The 18,137-nt window shown below is 63.2% G+C and carries 18 protein-coding genes; all 18 read right to left on the bottom strand.

Annotated features, from left to right (window positions below):
- Positions 1–43: 43 nt before the first annotated feature.
- Positions 44–1,306 carry an urea ABC transporter substrate-binding protein gene (gene urtA / locus BM115_RS07985; protein ID WP_092292431.1) on the bottom strand — a complete coding sequence of 421 codons (1,263 nt, stop codon included), beginning with the start codon at positions 1,304–1,306 and terminating at the stop codon, positions 44–46.
- A gap of 313 nt (positions 1,307–1,619) precedes the next feature.
- Positions 1,620–1,967 carry a cytochrome o ubiquinol oxidase subunit IV gene (cyoD, locus tag BM115_RS07980; RefSeq protein ID WP_092292429.1) on the bottom strand — a complete coding sequence of 116 codons (348 nt, stop codon included), beginning with the start codon at positions 1,965–1,967 and terminating at the stop codon, positions 1,620–1,622.
- The gene (cyoC, locus tag BM115_RS07975) at positions 1,967–2,617 is read right to left on the bottom strand and encodes a cytochrome o ubiquinol oxidase subunit III (RefSeq protein WP_092292427.1); all 651 of its coding nucleotides are present in this window, start codon (positions 2,615–2,617) and stop codon (positions 1,967–1,969) included. The genes cyoD and cyoC overlap by 1 nt, the downstream gene beginning before the upstream one ends.
- Positions 2,618–2,622: 5 nt before the next feature.
- Positions 2,623–4,596, bottom strand: coding sequence for a cytochrome o ubiquinol oxidase subunit I (gene cyoB / locus BM115_RS07970; RefSeq protein ID WP_092293285.1), 1,974 nt, complete (start codon positions 4,594–4,596; stop codon positions 2,623–2,625).
- An 8-nt stretch (positions 4,597–4,604) separates the two neighbouring features.
- Positions 4,605–5,573 (bottom strand): ubiquinol oxidase subunit II, encoded by a 969-nt coding sequence (gene cyoA, locus BM115_RS07965; protein ID WP_092292425.1) that lies wholly within the window; start codon positions 5,571–5,573, stop codon positions 4,605–4,607.
- 615 nt (positions 5,574–6,188) lie between these two features.
- Positions 6,189–6,662 (bottom strand): MaoC family dehydratase, encoded by a 474-nt coding sequence (locus BM115_RS07960; protein WP_092292423.1) that lies wholly within the window; start codon positions 6,660–6,662, stop codon positions 6,189–6,191.
- Between the two features lie 40 nt (positions 6,663–6,702).
- Positions 6,703–7,152, bottom strand: coding sequence for a MaoC family dehydratase (locus BM115_RS07955; RefSeq protein ID WP_092292421.1), 450 nt, complete (start codon positions 7,150–7,152; stop codon positions 6,703–6,705).
- Between the two features lie 79 nt (positions 7,153–7,231).
- A complete protein-coding gene (locus BM115_RS07950) occupies positions 7,232–8,350 on the bottom strand; it encodes an acyl-CoA dehydrogenase family protein (protein ID WP_092292419.1) in 1,119 nt (372 codons plus the stop codon).
- A gap of 13 nt (positions 8,351–8,363) precedes the next feature.
- Positions 8,364–9,566: an acyl-CoA dehydrogenase family protein gene (locus tag BM115_RS07945; protein WP_092292417.1), complete on the bottom strand. Its 1,203-nt coding sequence runs from the start codon at positions 9,564–9,566 to the stop codon at positions 8,364–8,366.
- Between the two features lie 96 nt (positions 9,567–9,662).
- Complete coding sequence (locus BM115_RS07940; protein ID WP_092292415.1) at positions 9,663–10,133, bottom strand: DUF1178 family protein; 471 nt, start codon at positions 10,131–10,133, stop codon at positions 9,663–9,665.
- 205 nt (positions 10,134–10,338) lie between these two features.
- A complete protein-coding gene (locus tag BM115_RS07935; protein ID WP_092292413.1) occupies positions 10,339–10,980 on the bottom strand; it encodes an NUDIX domain-containing protein in 642 nt (213 codons plus the stop codon).
- Positions 10,981–11,024: 44 nt separating this feature from the next.
- On the bottom strand, positions 11,025–11,339 hold the full coding sequence (locus BM115_RS07930) for a DUF2818 family protein (RefSeq protein WP_092292411.1): 315 nt from the start codon (positions 11,337–11,339) through the stop codon (positions 11,025–11,027).
- 28 nt (positions 11,340–11,367) lie between these two features.
- Positions 11,368–12,843: an NADH-quinone oxidoreductase subunit NuoN gene (gene nuoN, locus BM115_RS07925; protein WP_092292409.1), complete on the bottom strand. Its 1,476-nt coding sequence runs from the start codon at positions 12,841–12,843 to the stop codon at positions 11,368–11,370.
- Between the two features lie 21 nt (positions 12,844–12,864).
- Positions 12,865–14,331 (bottom strand): NADH-quinone oxidoreductase subunit M, encoded by a 1,467-nt coding sequence (locus tag BM115_RS07920; RefSeq protein ID WP_092292407.1) that lies wholly within the window; start codon positions 14,329–14,331, stop codon positions 12,865–12,867.
- Between the two features lie 27 nt (positions 14,332–14,358).
- On the bottom strand, positions 14,359–16,449 hold the full coding sequence (gene nuoL / locus BM115_RS07915) for an NADH-quinone oxidoreductase subunit L (RefSeq protein WP_092292405.1): 2,091 nt from the start codon (positions 16,447–16,449) through the stop codon (positions 14,359–14,361).
- 55 nt (positions 16,450–16,504) lie between these two features.
- The gene (nuoK, locus tag BM115_RS07910) at positions 16,505–16,810 is read right to left on the bottom strand and encodes an NADH-quinone oxidoreductase subunit NuoK (protein WP_029050842.1); all 306 of its coding nucleotides are present in this window, start codon (positions 16,808–16,810) and stop codon (positions 16,505–16,507) included.
- 17 nt (positions 16,811–16,827) lie between these two features.
- A complete protein-coding gene (locus BM115_RS07905; RefSeq protein WP_092292403.1) occupies positions 16,828–17,469 on the bottom strand; it encodes an NADH-quinone oxidoreductase subunit J in 642 nt (213 codons plus the stop codon).
- A gap of 171 nt (positions 17,470–17,640) precedes the next feature.
- Entirely contained in the window at positions 17,641–18,129 is a 489-nt protein-coding gene (gene nuoI, locus BM115_RS07900; protein ID WP_177219886.1) for an NADH-quinone oxidoreductase subunit NuoI, read from the bottom strand.
- Positions 18,130–18,137 lie beyond the last annotated feature (8 nt).

The raw sequence follows: 18,137 nt of genomic DNA, 5'->3' as shown, positions 1-18,137 counted from the left end.
TCTCCCAAGGGAGAGGGGCAAAACACCATGGGTACGCTGGAGATCAGCGGCCGGCGACAACCTTGTCCGGCTTGCCTTCGTTACCCGCGATGAACGGGCTCCACGGCTGCGCGCGCACCGGCTTCGCCGTCTTCCACACCACGGAGAACTGGCCGTCGCCCTTCACTTCGCCGATCATCACCGGCTTGTACAGGTGGTGGTTCTCGCCCATGGTCAGCGTGAAGCCGTCCGGCGACTTGAAGGTCTGGCCGTACATGGCCTGGCGCACCTTGTCGGGATCGGTGGTGCCGGCCTTCTTGACCGCCTGCGCCCACATATGGATGCCGACGTAGGTGGCTTCCATCGGGTCGTTGGTCACGCGCTTGTCGCCGCCGGGCAGGTTGTTGGCCTTGACCCATGCCGCCCATTGCTTCTTGAACGCGTCGTTCTCGGGGTTCTTCACCGACATGAAGTAGTTCCAGGCGGCCAGATGGCCGACCAGCGGCTTGGTGTCGATGCCGCGCAGTTCTTCCTCGCCCACGGAGAAGGCCACCACCGGCACGTCCTTGGCCTTCAGGCCAGCGTTGCCCAGTTCCTTGTAGAACGGCACGTTGGAGTCGCCATTGATCGTCGAGATCACGGCCGTCTTGCCGCCCTGCGAGAACTTCTTGATGTTGGCGACGATGGTCTGATAGTCGCTATGGCCGAACGGGGTGTAGACCTCCTCGATATCCTTGTCGGCCACGCCCTTGCTCTTCAGGAACGCGCGCAGGATCTTGTTGGTCGTGCGTGGGTACACGTAATCGGTGCCGAGCAGGAAGAAGCGCTTGGCGCCACCGCCTTCCTTGCTCATCAGGTATTCCACAGCCGGGATGGCCTGCTGGTTAGGCGCGGCGCCGGTGTAGAACACGTTCTTCGACATTTCCTCGCCCTCGTACTGCACCGGGTAGAACAGCAGCGAGTTCAGTTCCTCGTAGACCGGGAGCACGGACTTGCGCGATACCGAGGTCCAGCAGCCAAACGTGACGGCGACCTTGTCCTGCGTGACCAGTTGGCGCGCCTTCTCGGCGAACAGCGGCCAGTTGGAGGCGGGGTCCACCACCACCGGCTCGAGCTTGCGGCCCAGCACGCCGCCGCTCTTGTTGATCTCGTCGATGGTCATCAGCGCCACGTCCTTGAGCGAGGTCTCGGAGATGGCCATCGTGCCCGACAGCGAATGCAGGATGCCGACCTTGATCGGATCCTTCGACTGCGCCAGCAGCGGGCTGGTACCGATCATTGCCGCGGCGGCTACCGCCGACAGCTTCAGCATGTCACGTCGTTTCATTGCAGCTCCCAGTTTGTCGTATGTGGTCAGGGACTCTACGCACCCCGGGTGATCCTTCTGCAACTAGCGTGCCATGGACTGCCGGGCCGGGAACGATCAAAGGTGGGAGAAAACGTCACGGCGGGTGATCCCGTCGCACCAATCCGGTGCCAATCGGGTCACCGGGGCCGGCGGGGGCGCGCCAACTCCCGCACCGGCATCGTGCATGGCCGCAAATCAGTGCAGGATCCGGGCCGGCGACAGTGCATCGCGCACCGCCGACAATAAAAAACGGGGCCCGAGGGCCCCGTCTTCGCTGCATGCCTGACGATGCTTACTTCATCATCGGCATCATGTTGGCATTCATGTTGTGCATGATCCAGAGCGAACCGGCCAGCACGATGAACAGGATCAGCAGCGTGAACAGGAACGCCATGACGTTCCAGCGCTGGCCCTTGGAGCCATCCATGTGGAGGAAGTACTTCAGGTGGACCACGATCTGGACCACGGCCATGCCGAGGATGATCCAGAGGATGGTGCCGCGGTCCATCGTGCCGTCCATCACGATCTTGAACGGGATCACCGTCAGGATCACGGCCAGCACGAAGCCGATCACATACGACTTGACGCTGCTGTGGCCGTGCGACTCGCCGTGGGCGGCCGTTGCATGTTGTTGTGCCATTACAGTGCTCCCATCAGGTAGACGACGGTGAAGACGCCGATCCAGACGATGTCCAAGAAGTGCCAGAACAGGCTCAGGCAGTTCAGGCGCTTTTCCATCGTCGGGGTCATGCCCTTCTTGTTCAGCTGCCACATCAGCACGAGCATCCAGACCATGCCGCTGGCCACGTGCAGGCCGTGGGTGCCCACGAGCGTGAAGAATGACGACAGGAACGCGCTGCGGCCCGGGCCGGCGCCTTCGTGGATCAGGTGATGGAACTCATAGATTTCCATCGACATGAACGCGGCGCCCAGCAGGAACGTCACGCCCAGCCAGATCAGCACGCGACCCTTGCTGCGGTTCTGCAGCGAGATCATCGCGAAGCCGTACGTGATCGACGAGAACAGCAGGATGAACGTCTCGACCAGCACGAAGTTGAGCTCGAACAGCTCCTTGCCCGACGGGCCGCCCGCCACTTCGCCGCGCAGCACGGCGTAGGCGGCGAACAGGCACGCGAACAAGATGCAGTCGCTCATCAGGTACAGCCAGAAACCAAAGACGGTGTTCTCGCTGGTGTCGTGATGGGCGTGGTCGTGGTCATGCGCGGCATCGTGCGCGTGGCCGTGGGCGGGGGCTTGCGCCCCAAAACGGTCTAGAACTTCAGTCGACATGATGATCAGCCCTGCGTAGCGATGCGCTGCTGGTGCAGCGTTTCGATCTGCTCGACCTGCTTGGCCGGCACGTAGTAATCGATATGGTCGTCGTTGGCGCGGCGGATGAACGCCACCACCATGCCAACCAGGCCCACGGCGGCAAGCCACCAGATATGCCAGGTCAGCGCGAAGCCCAGCGCGAGGCTGAAGGCACCCATGTAGAAGCCTGCAGCGGTGTTCTTCGGCATGTGGATCTGCTCGTAGCCGTCCGTGCGGATGGTCTCGCCACGGGCCTTCATGTCGGCAAACGCGTCCAGGTCACGCACCACCGGGGTGTGCGCGAAGTTGTAGAACGCGGGCGGCGACGACGTGGCCCACTCCAGCGTACGGCCACCCCAGGGATCGCCCGTGACGTCCGCCAGCGCCTTGCGGTTGCGGATCGACACGACGATCTGCAGCACCTGGAAGCCGATACCCATGGCGATGAACACCACGCCGATCACGGCCGCGTACAGGAACGGGGTCCAGGCCGGGTTGTCGGTATGGTTCAGGCGGCGGGTCATGCCCATCAGGCCCAGCACGTACAGCGGCATGAACGCGAAGTAGAAGCCAACCAGCCAGCACCAGAACGCGCACTTGCCCAGACGCTCGTCCAGCTTGAAGCCGAACGCCTTCGGCCACCAGTAGGTCACGCCGGCCAGGTAGCCGAACAGCACGCCACCGATGATCACGTTGTGGAAGTGGGCAATCAGGAACAGGCTGTTATGCAGCACGAAGTCGGCGGCCGGCACGGCCATCAGCACGCCGGTCATGCCACCGATCACGAAGGTGACCATGAAGCCCAGCGTCCACAGCACCGGCGACGTCAGCTGCACGCGGCCACGGTACATCGTGAACAGCCAGTTGAAGATCTTCACCCCGGTCGGGATGGAGATGATCATCGTGGTGATGCCGAAGAAGGCATTCACGTTGGCGCCGGAGCCCATCGTGAAGAAGTGGTGCAGCCAGACCAGGAACGACAGCACCATGATCGCGGCCGTCGCGTAGACCATGCCCTTGTAGCCGAACAGCTTCTTGCCCGAGAACGTCGAGATGATTTCCGAGAAGATGCCGAACGCCGGCAGGATCAGGATGTACACCTCGGGGTGGCCCCAGATCCAGATCAGGTTCACGTACATCATGGCGTTGCCGCCACCGTCGTTCGTGAAGAAGTGCATGCCGAAGTAGCGGTCCAGGCCCAGCAGCGCCAGCGACACCGTCAGCACCGGGAAGGCGGCCACGATCAGCACGTTGGTGCACAGCACGGTCCAGGTGAACACCGGCATGCGCATCAGGGTCATGCCCGGGGCGCGCATCTTGAGGATGGTCACGAGGAAGTTCACGCCGGTCAGCAGCGTGCCCAAGCCTGATATCTGCAAGGACCAGAGGTAGTAATCCACCCCTACGCCAGGGCTGTAGTCGATGCCCGACAGCGGCGGATACGCCAGCCAGCCGGTACGTGCGAATTCACCAACCCCCAGGGACACGTTGACCAGCATCGCGCCGGCCACGAACAGCCAGAAGCTCAGCGTGTTCAGGAACGGGAACGCCACGTCGCGCGCGCCGATCTGCAGCGGCACCACGAGGTTCATCAGGCCCGTCATCAGCGGCATGGCCACGAAGAAGATCATGATCACGCCGTGGGCGGTGAAGATCTGGTCGTAGTGCTCAGGGGGCAGGATGCCGGGGTCGCCGTTGGTGGCCAGCGCCAGCTGGGTACGCATCATGACGGCGTCGGCAAAGCCGCGCAGCAGCATGATCAGCGCCACCAGCGAATACATCACGCCGATCTTCTTGTGGTCGACGGACGTAATCCACTCGCTCCACAGGTAGTTCCACTTCTTGAAGTACGTAATCCCACCGAGCAGCGCCAGCCCGCCCAGGGCCACGCAGCTCAGTGTGATCATGATGATCGGCTCATGAAACGGAATCGCCGACAAACTCAATTTGCCAAACATCATTGCTCCTAGGATTGCGCGCCCAGCGCCGGCTTGGCCGGCGTGGTCATGGACACCCGCTCTTCGCCGAGCGTGTTACGCGACGTGCAGACCGGGCCGCCATCGAAGCCCTCGCGGGCCATGGCGCGGCCGTCGGCGCCCATGTACTGATGCAGGATGCCGGTGTACAGGCCGTCTTCGACCTTGCCGTAGAGGGCAACCGGTTCCGCTTCGCTCGGCTTGGCCAGGACCTTGTAGTCCGCGGCAGCGAGTTGGCGGTCAGAAGCGCGCACCTGGGCCACCCACGCGTCGAAGTCGAAGTTCGACATCGCAATGGCCTTGAATTTCATGCCCGAGAAGCCGCCGCCGCTGTAGTTGGCGGACATGCCGTCATACGTGCCGGCTTCGTTGGCGATGAGGTGCAGCTTGGTCTCCATCCCGGCCATGGCATACACCTGGCTGCCCAGCTGGGGGATGAAGAACGAATTCATGATCGAATCCGAGGTGATCTTGAAGTTCACCGGGGTACCCACCGGGAGCGCCAGCTGGTTGACCGTGGCGATCTTCAGTTCCGGATAGATGAACAGCCATTTCCAGTTCAGCGCGACCGCTTCCACCGTGATCGGCTTGACGTTCGATTCCAGCGGCTTGTAGGGGTCCAGGTCGTGCGACGACTTCCAGGTGATGTAGCCCAGCACCGCGATGATGATGCAGGGGATCAGCCAGACCACCACTTCGATCTTGGTCGAGTGCGACCAGTCCGGCTCGTACCGGGCAGCCGTGTTCGTGGCGCGGTACTTCCAGGCGAAGACCAGCGTCAGGACGATCACCGGCACCACCACCAGCAGCATGAGCCAGGTGGCGATCAGGATGATGCCCTTGATGTCGACACCGACCTGACCCTTCGGGTCGAGCAGCGTCATGTTGCAGCCGGCCAGCAACAGCAAGCCAAGGCTAGGCAGGAACCGCGTCCAGCGCGGCATTATGGGTTTTTTCATGTCACGACGGTCTGGTTGGGCCGCTCCCGACATGCAGGCGCGGCACCGCCATCCGCTGCACGGGGCAACTGGCTGGCTGGGCTGGGAAAAACCGGAGGACGTGTCCAAAGCTGGCGTTGCGGGACTGGCGATGCAAGCGCCTGCGGACCATGCGGCCGGGCAACGCCATGAACGCGGCTGGACAGCAACTGACGACTGCGTGCGCGGGATGCCGGAGGGGGCGGTGCGTGCGCTGAGGTAACCGACTGCCTGAACTGCGATCGATCCCGGCTCAAGACTGCCGCCGGGACGAGCGTTGTGTCACGACGCTCACGCGATTTCCACCGGTTTCGACCACCCCGCCAGCGCAGCGGGCACGGTCTTCGAGCGGATATCGCATAACATAAAGCATCGTGGGCGCGACTGTACCGCAACGCAACATTAGGGGTAAACCCACGGGGTGCGGAAACACTGTTCGGAAAATCGGACAATGACATCGGCCGCCCGAAAGTGTCGCGCGCAGGAAACAGTCATGTCGTGATGGATCGTTTTTCGACGATTCCGCTGGACAAACGACGAGGGCCGCGTTCTAGCGGCCCTCGTCGTTTTCCGATTCAGATCGGAACTGGCTGGCGCTCAGGAGTAGCGTCGGCTAATCGATTCTGCCACGCAGACCGGGCGATCGCTGCCCTCCCGCTCGACCGTCACCTCCCAGGTGGACTGGGCGCCGATCAGGCCGTTGGGCGTCGGGTCGAGCCGCTCGACCTTGAGCAGCTTCACGCGGGCGCGCAGGCGGCTGCCCACCGGCACCGGCGAAGTGAATCGCACCCGGTTCAGGCCGTAGTTGACGCCCATCTTGACGCCTTCCATATGGATGGCGTTCTGCATGAACTGCGGCAGCAGCGACAGCGTCAGGAAGCCATGGGCAACCGGGGCGCCGAACGGGGACTCGCGCTTGGCGCGCTCCACGTCGACGTGGATCCACTGATGGTCGCCAGTGGCTTCGGCAAACAGGTTGACCTGCTGCTGCGTAATCTCGGTCCAGTCGCTGACGGCCACTTCCTGGCCTTGCAGGCCCTCCAGCTCTTCCAGCGATGCGATGGTGCGCATGGTGTCTCCTCTCTTGCGTCGTCTCGATTCGGGGTTCGTATTATGCCGGCCGCCGGCCGTACATGCCCATGCCCTTGACCGTGCAAACCAGCTCGCCATGCTGGTTGGTGGCCTGCCACTGGGTCAGCACCACGCCGCGGTCCGGCTTGGACGAGGACGGCCGCGTCTCCAGCACCTTCAGCACGACCGTCAGCGTATCGCCAGCATAGACGGGCTTGATCCAGCGGATCTCGTCCACGCCCGGCGAGCCCATGCTGCTGCTCCGGTCGCCCATGGACTTCACCAGCAGCTTCATCATGATCGCGCAGGTCATCCAACCGCTCGAGATCAGCCCGCCGTAGATGCTCTTGGCGGCCGCGTCCTTGTCGATATGGAACGGCTGGGGGTCGTACTGGCTGGCAAATGCCACGATCTCCGCCTCGGTGACCGTGTAGCTGCCCAGCGGGTGCTCGCCGCCGACCTGGTAATCCTCGAAATACATCTTTGACATGTTCGCTCCGTAGATGGCGTAACCAGAAGCAAAAAACCGCGCCGGGGACAACGGGCGCGGTTTCTGTACTGCGGGGGCCTCAGGCGGCTGCCTGGAAACCCGGCTGGCTGGCGAAGCGACCCAGGTGATGGTCCACATCGCCAAACGTGGTGTTGATCAGCGTCAGGCGCTTGAACATGTGCGCGGCCGGCAGTTCGTCCGTCACGCCCATGCCACCGTGGATCTGCACCGCTTCCTGGCCAACCGTGCGAGCGGCCTGCCCCACGCGCGCCTTGGCGGCGGACACGTAGCGGCGGCGCGCCTCGGGATTCGACTCCTCGAAGCGGGCCGCAGCCAGCAGCGTGATCGAACGGGCCTGCTCGGCATGGATGAACATCTCGACCATGCGGTGCTGGAGCGCCTGGAAGCGGGCGATCGGCATGCCGAACTGCTGGCGCGTCTTGGCGTATTCGAGCGTGGCGGCGTTCAGCGTGTCGATCACGCCCACGGCTTCGGCGCAGAGCAGCACCGCGCCGTAGTCGGCGGTAGATTCGAGCACGTCCCAGCCCTGCCCTTCGGCACCCAGCAGCGTGGCCGGGGCGTCCTGGAAGGCCACGTCGGCAGCGCGCAGGTTGTCGATGGTGCGGTAGTCGGTCACGGTCACGCCGGCGCCCTTCGTATCGACCAGGAACAGCGAGATGCCGTTCGTGTCGGCATCGGCGCCGCTGGTGCGGGCGGACACCACGAGCTTGTCGGCCTGCGCACCGTGGATCACCACCACCTTGCGGCCGTTGAGCTTGCCGCCCTTGGCCGTCACGCGCACATCATTCAGCGTGTAGCGCGACTGCGGCTCGTTGAACGCCGTGGCCAGCTTGACCTCGCCACCGGCTACCTGCTCAAGCAGGGCGTCCTGGCCGCCAGCCAGCTTCAGCGCATGCGCAGCCACCACGGTGGCGAAGTACGGCTCCACCACCAGGCCGCGGCCCAGTTCCTGCTGCACCACCATCATGTCGACGGCCGTGCCCGAGAAGCCGCCCTGCGCTTCCGGCACCGGCAGCGCGGTCAGGCCCAGTTCGACCAGCGCGCCCCAGGTGCCCTCGCCGTAACCAGCCTCGGCCTTGATGTTTTTCTTGCGCGACTCGAAGTCGTAGCTCTTGTCGATGAAGCGGCGGACGGCGTCGGCCAGTTGCTTCTGTTCGTCGCTGAGATTGAAGTTCATGTTGCGTGTCTCCTCACAGCCCCAGAATCATCTGGCTGATGATGTTCTTCTGAATTTCGTTGGACCCGCCGTAGATGGAGGTCTTGCGATAGTTGAAGTAGTACGCGGCCAGCGGCGCGGCGTCGTCGAAACCGGTCACCGCGTGCGGCTGCTCGCACTCGAGGTAGGCCGTATCGAACGGCTGCGCGTACGGGCCGACGGCTTCCACCATCAGTTCGGTCAGCATCTGCTGGATCTCGGTGCCCTTGATCTTGAGCATCGATGCCTCAGGGCCGGGACCCTTCCCTGCCGCCTCGCTGGACACCACGCGCAGCACGGTCAGCTCCAGCGCCATCAGCTCGATCTCGAGCGCAGCCACCTTGGCGCCGAACACCGGATCTTCCAGCAGCGGCTTGCCATTCTTTTGCTGCTGGCGCGCCACCCGCTTCAGGAAGCCCAGTTCGCGCTTGGAGTTGCCCACGCGGGCAATGCCGGTGCGCTCATGGCCAAGCAGGTACTTGGCGTAGGTCCAGCCGCGGTTTTCCTCGCCCACGCGGTTCTCGACAGGTACCTTTACGTTGTCGAAGAAGACCTCGTTCACCTCATGCTCTTCGTCGAGCATGATGATCGGGCGCACGGTGATGCCGGGCGTCTTCATGTCGATCAGCAGGAAGGAGATGCCCTCCTGCTTCTTGGCTTCGGGATCCGTGCGGACCAGGCAGAAGATCATGTCGGCGTGCTGGCCGAGCGTGGTCCAGGTCTTCTGGCCGTTGACGATGTAGTGCTTGCCGTCCGAGGTCAGTTCGGCGCGCGTCTTCAGCGATGCGAGGTCCGAACCTGAACCTGGCTCGGAGTAGCCTTGGCACCACCAGTCGGTGCAATCGAGAATACGCGGCAGGTAGTAGGACTTCTGCTCGGCATTGCCGTACTTGATGATCACGGGCGCGACCATCGCCACGCCGAACGGCAGCACGCCGGGCGCGCCGACGCGGGCATTTTCCTCGTCCCAGATATGGCGCTGCGTAGCATTCCAGCCCGTGCCGCCGAACTCTACCGGCCAGTGCGGGGCCGACCAGCCCTTGCCGGCCAGCAGCTTGTGCCACGTCTTGAAATCATCGCGATTGGGGCGGCGATGATTGAGAACCTTCTCGCTGATTTGCGCCGGCAGGTTGGCTTCGAGCCAGCTACGCACTTCCTGTCGGAAGTCGTTGTCGGCCGCCGAGTAGTTGAGATCCATGCCCGTCTCCAGTGGTGCCGGCTCCCTAGTTGAGCGCGCGGCGAGTTGTTATCCCTGCGCATCACTGCGCGGGAAAACCGGGCACAGGATGCTTGTTCAGTGGGCCGTCTGCTTCAATGCGTCCGGCACGATGAGCGGAAAGGTCTCGATGCCCTCCTCGGCCAGCGCCTGCACATCCTCCGCCGAAGCCGAACCGCGAATGCCGCGTTCCGGTGCTTCGTCGTAGTGCATGCGCCGCGCCTCCTCGGCAAAGCGGTCGCCCACGTCCTCGGTCTGTGCCAGCACCTGCCGTACCGCCGACAGGTAGCGCGCCTGCACTGCCTGCAACGCTTGCTGGACTTCGGCATTCACCGCGCCCGGCGCATTGGCCGGCTTGGGTGTCTCCTGCCTGGCGGTGGCGCCCGAGAGATTCAGGCGCGGCGCGCTCGGCAGGCGACTGACCGCGTGGTCGCCACAGACCGGGCATTGGACGAGGTCGCGCGAGAACTGCGATTGCGCATCTTCCTCCGAGGCGAACCAGCCCTCGAAACGATGGTCTTGCGCACAGCGCAGGTCGAGCACCTTCATGATCTTTCCAGCCCGTCGGGCAAATATTAGCCGTGAATCGAAATTTTGTGAACGGTCGTGCTAATTTTTTCTCTGACCGTTTCGCCTAGCAGGATGCGTTGGAAACACAAACGGCCAAGGCGGGCCCGCCAGACCAGGAAAACCAAGGGAAAACCCCGGGATGTCCGGCTCGCAGCCGCCGCAAGCTTAACAGTAATGTGCAGATTCAGCCGACGCGGCTCACGGGGAACGGCGGCTCGGATTGTTCGCCCGGCTGCCAAGCTCCTGAGAGGATCTTTTCGAGCCAGAACGCGCCGATGATGGTCTTGACGTCGGTGATCCGGCCCTGCCGGACCCAGTCAATGACCTGGCCCGCCGGCGTGATGAAGGTCTCGAGAAATTCGCCGTCATCGAGCTTGGATTCGCCGGCCGTCAGGTCGCGCGCCAGGAACAGGTCGATGAATTCGGTAGAGTAGGAAATGACCGGGTGAATCCGCGTCAGATAGTCCCAGCGCTGGGCGGTATAGCCGGTCTCCTCCAGCAACTCGCGCTGGCCGCAGCGCAGCGCGCCCTCCTCCGGGTCCAGCTTGCCGGCCGGAAACTCGAGCATGACCTCGCCCACCGGGTAGCGGAACTGGCGTTCCATCAGCACGGTGCCGTCGTCGAACAGCGGGATCATCATGACCGCGCCCGGATGCAGCACGTACTCGCGGCCGGCTTGCTTGCCGTCCGGCAGCCTGACGATGTCTTGCTTGAGGGTGAGGAATTTACCGCGATGGAGGGTGGCGGACGCCACGCAGGTTTCGCTGAGATGCTCGTCGGCACCGCTTGCGGGCGCCGGGGGGGCCTTGTGGGTCTTGTCCGTCATGAACGCTCCGGTGAGGAAAGCACGGCCGGGGCGCGGGCAAGCCTTCAGGCCGTGCGATGTTTGACCAGGTATTGCCAAGTGAAGCCGGGGAAGGCGAACACCAGCATCATGCAAGCCGTAATGGCGTAGAACTGCCAGCCCTGCGGGAAGGCGTTGCCGAGGCCAGCCTCCACCGCGAAACCGGCGGCACCTGCCACCGCGTACCACACGATCAGTTCCGCCACCCGCACCCACAGCGGCTTGCGGGCATCCTTCCAGCGGAGGCCCACCGCCGCGAACAGGCGCTGGTTGACGAACGGCAGGTTGGCACACACCAGTGCCAACAAGATGACAAACCAGCCGCCCGCCGAGGAACTCATGATCCGGTGCCTATTCTATGGGTGACGATCAGGACGCCAGCGTGGCGCGGATCGCCTGGTAGCACAGGTTCATCAGCGCCGCCGGGAACAGGCCCAGCAGGATGATGGCCAGGCCATTCAGGCTCAGCACCGAGCGCAGGCCAATCGACGCTTCCAGCGGCTCTTCACCCACCGGCGCATCGAAGTACATCAGCTTGATCACGCGCAGGTAGTAGAACGCGCCGATCAACGAGAACAGCACCGCGACGATCGCCAGCCAGCTCATGCCAGCCGAAACCACCGCTTCCAGCACGGCCAGCTTGGCGTAGAAGCCAACGGTCGGCGGGATGCCGCTCATCGAGAACATCATCACCAGCATCAGCAGCGCGAACCACGGGTGGCGGCGCGACATGCCCTTCAGGTCATCAAGCGTCTCGGCTTCGAAGCCTTTGCGGGTGCGGATCAGGATCAGGCCGAACGTGCCGAGCGTGGTCAGCATGTACGTCACCGAGTAGAACATCGATGCGCTGTACGCATCGGCGGCACCATCCGTCTTGTTCGCCACCACGCCGGACAGCAGGCCCAGCAGGATGAAGCCCATGTGCGAGATGGTCGAGTACGCCAGCATCCGCTTCAGGTTGGTCTGGACGATGGCGGTCAGGTTACCGATCGCCAGCGACAGCACCGACAGCACGACCAGCATCATCTGCCAGTCATTGGCCAGCGGCAGCAGGCCTTCCACCAGCACGCGCATGAACAGCGCGAAGGCGGCGACCTTCGGGCCGGCCGCGATCAGCAGCGTCACGGCAGTCGGCGAACCCTGGTAGATGTCCGGAATCCACATATGGAACGGCGCGGCGCCGAGCTTGAACGACAGGCCGGCGACGATGAACACCACGCCGAAGGCCAGCATCGTCGTGTTGATACGGCCCGATTCCACGGCACGGAACACTTCGCCCAGATTCAGCGAACCGGTGGCGCCGTACATCATCGACACGCCGTAGAGCAGGAAGCCCGAAGCCAGCGCGCCCAGCACGAAGTACTTCATTGCCGATTCCGACGTCACGCGCGACTCGCGGCGCAGGGCCACCAGCGCGTAGGACGAGAGCGACAGCAGTTCCAGGCCCAGGTACAGGGTCAGGAAGTTGTTGCCGGTGATCATGACGATCTGCCCGCCCAGCGTGAACAGCGCGAGCATGTAGAACTCGCCCGCGAACATGTCACGCTCGCCGAGGTAGCTGCGCGTATAGACCAGCGTCAGGAACATGCCGGCCGAGCAGAACGCCGACAGCACATTGGCCATCGGGTCGATCACGACGAGGTTGGCGAAGGCGTAGTGCGTTTCGCCGGCGGCGGCGTCCATGCCGAACCAGACGGTAAGCACCAGAGTGGTCAGCAGCGACAGCGGGTACGCCACGCTCTTGCTGCCCTTGCCACGGGCAAGGTCGATCCAGTTGATCGCCGCGACGGCAATCGCCAGGAAGATGATTGGCGCCACCGGAGCCAGGCTAGAAGACGGTTGCATGTTGATTTCTCTCCCCCGCTGTTACAGCTTGGACTGCGCCACGTGGGACAGCAGGTTCGCGACCGACGCGTGCATCACATCGGTAAAGGGTTTCGGGTACAGGCCCATGTACAGCGTCATGACGGCCAGCAGGCCCAGCATGAAAAACTCGCGCTTGTTCAGGTCGATCAGCTCGCGCACGTGCTGGTGCACGATGTCGCCAAAGATCACGCGCTTGACCATCCACAGCGAGTACGCCGCGCCGAGGATCAGGGCCGTGGCAGCCAGCAGGCCGATCCAGAAGTTGTACTTCACGGCGCCCAGGATGACCATGAACTCGCCCACGAAGCCTGAGGTGGCCGGCAGGCCGCAGTTGGCCATGGCGAAGAACACCGACAGCGCTGCGAACTTCGGCATCGTGTTCACCACACCGCCGTAGTCGGCGATCTGGCGCGAGTGCACGCGATCATAGAGCACGCCGATGCACAGGAACATGGCGCCCGAGATAAAGCCGTGCGAGATCATCTGGATGATGCCGCCTTCCACGCCGATGTCGTTGAAGATGAAGAAGCCCAGCGTCACGAAACCCATGTGGGCGATCGACGAGTAGGCCACCAGCTTCTTCATGTCGGCCTGGACCAGCGCCACGAGGCCGATGTAGATCACCGCGATCAGCGAGATCGTGATGATGAACGGGGCGAGCGTGTGGCTGGCATCCGGGGCGATCGGCAGCGAGAACCGCAGGAAGCCGTAAGCACCCAGCTTCAGCATGATCGCGGCCAGCACCACGGAACCGCCGGTCGGCGCTTCCACGTGGGCGTCCGGCAGCCAGGTGTGGACCGGCCACATCGGCACCTTGACCGCGAAGGCCATGAAGAACGCCAGGAACAGCGCGATCTGCTCGTTCATCGACAGCTTGGCCTGGTGCCACGACAGGATGTCGAAGGTACCGGTCTTGCTGTAGAGATACAGCAGCGCAACCAGCGTCAGCAGCGAGCCGAGCAGCGTGTAGAGGAAGAACTTGAAGGCCGCGTAGACGCGGTTCGGGCCGCCCCAGACACCGATGATGATGTACATCGGGATCAGCGTGGCCTCGAAGAACACGTAGAACAGCATGCCGTCGAGCGCGCAGAACACGCCGACCATCAGCCCGGACAGGATCAGGAACGCGGCCATGTACTCGGCCACGCGCTCGGTAATCACTTCCCAGGCCGAGATCACGACGATCACGGTGATGAACGAGGTCAGCACGACGAACCACATCGAGATCCCGTCCACCCCGAGGTGGTAGTTGATCTTGAAGCGGTCGATCCAGTTCACGTTCTCGACGAACTGCATGGCCGCCGAGGCGGTCTCGAAGTGAAACACGAGCGGCAGCGTAACGACGAAGCTGGCCAGCGCGCCGAACAGCGACATCCAGCGCACGTAGCACTTGCTGCGATCAGAGCCCGAGGCGAGGACCAGCAAGCCGAAGAAGATAGGCAGCCAGATTGCGAAAGACAGAACCATTTCTTTGTTTTCCTTACTTGGTGCCTATCACTTGGTGCCTATCACGCCAGTGATCGTCAGCGTCAGGAGCACCAGCATGCCGAGGATCATCGCGAATGCGTAATGGTAGATGTAGCCGGACTGCAGGTAGCGGCTGGCGGCAGCGAAAGACGCCACCACACGGGCCGAACCGTTGACGAACAGGCCATCGATCAGGCCCTGGTCGCCGCCCTTCCACAGGCCGGTACCCAGCAGGCGCGCACCACGTGCGAACACCGCCTGGTTGAACGCGTCCATGTAGTACTTGTTGTCGAGCAGCTTGTAGAGGCCCGAGAAGCGTTGCTGGATCGCGGCCGGAATGTCCGGGCGCTTCATGTAGAAGAACCACGACAGCACCACGCCAGCGATGGCCAGCCACAGCACCGGGGTCGTCAACGAGTGGATCGCCATCGGCACCCAGCCGTGGAACGCTTCGCGCAGCTCTTCCATCGCATGGTGGTTCTCGCCCACGAAGATCACGTCCTTGAACGCGACGCCGTGCTTGAAGAACTCGCCGAACAGCATCGGCTCGATGGCGATGGCGCCGATGATGACCGACGGAATGGCCAGCAGCACCAGCGGCAGCGTCACCACCCACGGCGACTCGTGCGGCTTCTCGCCCGGTGCCAGACCATGGTGATGGTCGTCACCGTGCGATTCTTCTTCTTCCTCGTGATGATCGTGGTGATCGTGCGCGTGGGCCTTGCCGAAGCGCTCTTCACCGTGGAACACCAGGAAGTACATGCGGAACGAGTAGAAGGCGGTCACGAACACACCGGCCAGCACCGCGAAGTACGCAAAGCCCGAACCGGCGATATGCGACTCGGCGACGGCCTCGATGATCGAGTCCTTCGAATAGAAGCCCGCGAAGAACGGCGTGCCGATCAGGGCCAGCGAGCCCACCAGCGACGTGATCCAGGTGATCGGCATGTACTTGCGCAGGCCGCCCATGTTGCGGATGTCCTGGTCGTGGTGCATGCCGATGATGACCGAGCCGGCGCCAAGGAACAGCAGTGCCTTGAAGAACGCGTGCGTCATCAGGTGGAACACCGCCACCGAGTAGGCCGAAGCGCCCAGTGCCACGGTCATGTAGCCCAGCTGCGACAGCGTGGAGTACGCCACCACGCGCTTGATGTCGTTCTGGATGATGCCCAGGAAGCCCATGAACAGCGCGGTGATCGCGCCGATCACCAGCACGAAGGACAACGCGGTATCCGACAGTTCGAACAGCGGCGACATGCGCGCCACCATGAAGATGCCGGCGGTCACCATCGTTGCCGCGTGGATCAGTGCCGAGATCGGGGTCGGGCCTTCCATCGAGTCAGGCAGCCACACGTGCAGCGGGAACTGCGCCGACTTGCCCATCGCGCCGATGAACAGGCAGATGCAGGCCACGGTCAGCATCATCCAGTCGGTGCCCGGGAAGGTCACGGCGGCCAGTGCCTCGCGCTTGGCGAACACGGCGCTGTAATCCATGCTGCCGCTGTAGGCCAGCAGCAGACCGATGCCGAGGATGAAACCGAAGTCGCCCACGCGGTTGACCAGGAACGCCTTCATATTGGCGAAGATGGCCGTCGGGCGCGTGTACCAGAAGCCGATCAGCAGGTACGAGACGAGGCCCACCGCTTCCCAGCCGAAGAACAGCTGCAGGAAGTTGTTGCTCATCACCAGCATCAGCATCGAGAAGGTGAACAGCGAGATGTAGGCGAAGAATCGGTTGTAGCCGTCGTCGCCCTGCATGTAGCCGACGGTGTAGATGTGCACCATCAGCGACACAAAGGTCACGACGACCATCATCATCGCGGTCAGCGAATCCACCAGGAAGCCGACTTCCATCTTCAGGCTGCCGATGGCCATCCACTCGTAGACAGTGCCGTTGTAGCCGGCGCCGTCCAACACGTCGCGCAGCACCAGCAGCGAGAGGATGAAGGCGATGGCCACACCGAGGATCGTGGCGGTATGGGCCACGATGCGGCCGCCGCGCGTGTCCGAGGAGAACGTGCCGAAGAACTTGGTGCCGAACAGGCCGGCTATCGCGGCGCCGGCGAGCGGCGCCAGCGGAATCGCCAGCAGCAGGTTGGGGTTGAGCGTGGTTGCCATAGGACGCTTATTGGTGTGCGGTCGGGGAGCAGTCTTGGGTCATGGAGGTCATGGATCAGCCCTTGAGCGTATCCATGTCATCCACGTTGATCGTGTCCAGGTTACGGAACAGCACGACCAGGATTGCCAGACCGATTGCCGACTCGGCAGCGGCCACCGTAAGGATGAAGAAAACGAAAACCTGTCCGGCCAGGTCGCCCATATAGTGCGAGAAGGCGACGAAGTTCATATTGACCGCAAGCAGCATCAACTCGAGCGCCATCAGCAGCACGATTACGTTCTTGCGGTTCAGGAAGATGCCAACGATGCTGATTGCGAACAGGATCGCACCGAGCACGAGGAAGTGGGCGAGAGAGAGCACAGCGTTATTCTCCGGGCTTAGTTCTTATTGGCGGCTGCGTTCGCATCCGCTCCGGCCCGGCCCTCGGCCGGCATGTTCACCAGGCGCACGCGGTCGTCGCGGCGGGTACGCAGCTGGTTCGACACATCCTGTGCCTTGACGTCCTTGCGGCGGCGCAGCGTCAGCGCCACGGCGGCGACGATGGCCACGAGCAGGATGATGCCGGCCACTTCGAACGCGAAGATGTAGTCGGTGTAGATCAGCTTGCCGAGCGCGCCGGTGTTCGAGTAGTTCGGGTCCTGCGAGCCGGGCGGCAGCGCGGCGGCCGTGGTGCCGATGAAGTTGCGCACCAGCACGATCGCCATTTCGGCGATGATCAGCGCGCCCACCACCGAGGCCAGCGGCACGTAGGTCCAGAAGTCGCGGCGCAGGTGCTCGATATCGATATCGATCATCATCACCACGAACAGGAACAGCACCATCACGGCGCCCACGTAGACGAGCACGAGCAGGATGGCGAGGAACTCCGCCTTCAGGATCATCCAGATCGCCGCGGCGGTGAAGAACGCCAGGACGAGGAACAGTGCGGAATGCACCGGGTTCTTTGCCGTGATGACTTTCAGTGCAGAGAGCACCAGCACCAGCGCAAAGACGTAGAAGATGGCGGTCGTGAGTTCCATGGTCCCTATCGGATCCTCTTTGGGCCGCGCGGCACGAACCACCCCCGGGGTGGCCCGCGCCGTGCGCGGCATCCTTCTGGTGGCCCCTGTTCAGGGCCGATTCAAATTCAAATTCACTTCAGGTCCGGGTGCCGCTTCCGGCGCCCGCCCTGTTCAGCGAGGCTGACCTGCTTAGCGGTACTTGGCGTCCGCAGCCTTGCTCGCGGCAATCTGCGGCTCGTAGCGGTCGCCCACGGCCAGCAGCATGTCCTTCGTGAAGTACAGGTCGCCGCGCTTCTCGCCGTGATACTCGAGAATGTGCGTCTCGACGATCGCGTCGACCGGGCAGGCTTCCTCGCAGAAGCCGCAGAAAATGCACTTGGTCAGGTCGATGTCGTAACGCGTGGTGCGGCGCGTGCCGTCCGTACGCTGGTCCGACTCGATCGAGATGGCCACGGCCGGGCACACCGCTTCGCACAGCTTGCAGGCGATGCAACGCTCTTCCCCGTTCGGGTAGCGACGGAGCGCGTGCAGACCGCGGAAACGCGGCGACATCGGCGTTTTCTCTTCCGGGAACTGGACGGTGATCTTGCGCGCGAAGAGATAGCGGCCGGTCAGCGCCATGCCCTTGAAGAGTTCCTTCAGGAGCAGGCTGTTGAAGAAGTCCTTGATGGCGAGCAGCATGACGA

Origin of the sequence: Cupriavidus sp. OV096, assembly GCF_900115455.1 — a bacterium.
Taxonomy (GTDB): Bacteria; Pseudomonadota; Gammaproteobacteria; order Burkholderiales; family Burkholderiaceae; genus Cupriavidus.
This window is presented reverse-complemented; position numbering and strand designations above follow the sequence as displayed.

Coding starts and splice junctions, on each gene's coding strand:
- urtA (WP_092292431.1), bottom strand. CDS start 1,306: ATGAAACGACGTGACATGCTGAAGCTGTCGGCGGTAGCCGCCGCGGCA.
- cyoD (WP_092292429.1), bottom strand. CDS start 1,967: ATGGCACAACAACATGCAACGGCCGCCCACGGCGAGTCGCACGGCCAC.
- cyoC (WP_092292427.1), bottom strand. CDS start 2,617: ATGTCGACTGAAGTTCTAGACCGTTTTGGGGCGCAAGCCCCCGCCCAC.
- cyoB (WP_092293285.1), bottom strand. CDS start 4,596: ATGTTTGGCAAATTGAGTTTGTCGGCGATTCCGTTTCATGAGCCGATC.
- cyoA (WP_092292425.1), bottom strand. CDS start 5,573: ATGAAAAAACCCATAATGCCGCGCTGGACGCGGTTCCTGCCTAGCCTT.
- BM115_RS07960 (WP_092292423.1), bottom strand. CDS start 6,662: ATGCGCACCATCGCATCGCTGGAAGAGCTGGAGGGCCTGCAAGGCCAG.
- BM115_RS07955 (WP_092292421.1), bottom strand. CDS start 7,152: ATGTCAAAGATGTATTTCGAGGATTACCAGGTCGGCGGCGAGCACCCG.
- BM115_RS07950 (WP_092292419.1), bottom strand. CDS start 8,350: ATGAACTTCAATCTCAGCGACGAACAGAAGCAACTGGCCGACGCCGTC.
- BM115_RS07945 (WP_092292417.1), bottom strand. CDS start 9,566: ATGGATCTCAACTACTCGGCGGCCGACAACGACTTCCGACAGGAAGTG.
- BM115_RS07940 (WP_092292415.1), bottom strand. CDS start 10,133: ATGAAGGTGCTCGACCTGCGCTGTGCGCAAGACCATCGTTTCGAGGGC.
- BM115_RS07935 (WP_092292413.1), bottom strand. CDS start 10,980: ATGACGGACAAGACCCACAAGGCCCCCCCGGCGCCCGCAAGCGGTGCC.
- BM115_RS07930 (WP_092292411.1), bottom strand. CDS start 11,339: ATGAGTTCCTCGGCGGGCGGCTGGTTTGTCATCTTGTTGGCACTGGTG.
- nuoN (WP_092292409.1), bottom strand. CDS start 12,843: ATGCAACCGTCTTCTAGCCTGGCTCCGGTGGCGCCAATCATCTTCCTG.
- BM115_RS07920 (WP_092292407.1), bottom strand. CDS start 14,331: ATGGTTCTGTCTTTCGCAATCTGGCTGCCTATCTTCTTCGGCTTGCTG.
- nuoL (WP_092292405.1), bottom strand. CDS start 16,449: ATGGCAACCACGCTCAACCCCAACCTGCTGCTGGCGATTCCGCTGGCG.
- BM115_RS07905 (WP_092292403.1), bottom strand. CDS start 17,469: ATGGAACTCACGACCGCCATCTTCTACGTCTTTGCGCTGGTGCTGGTG.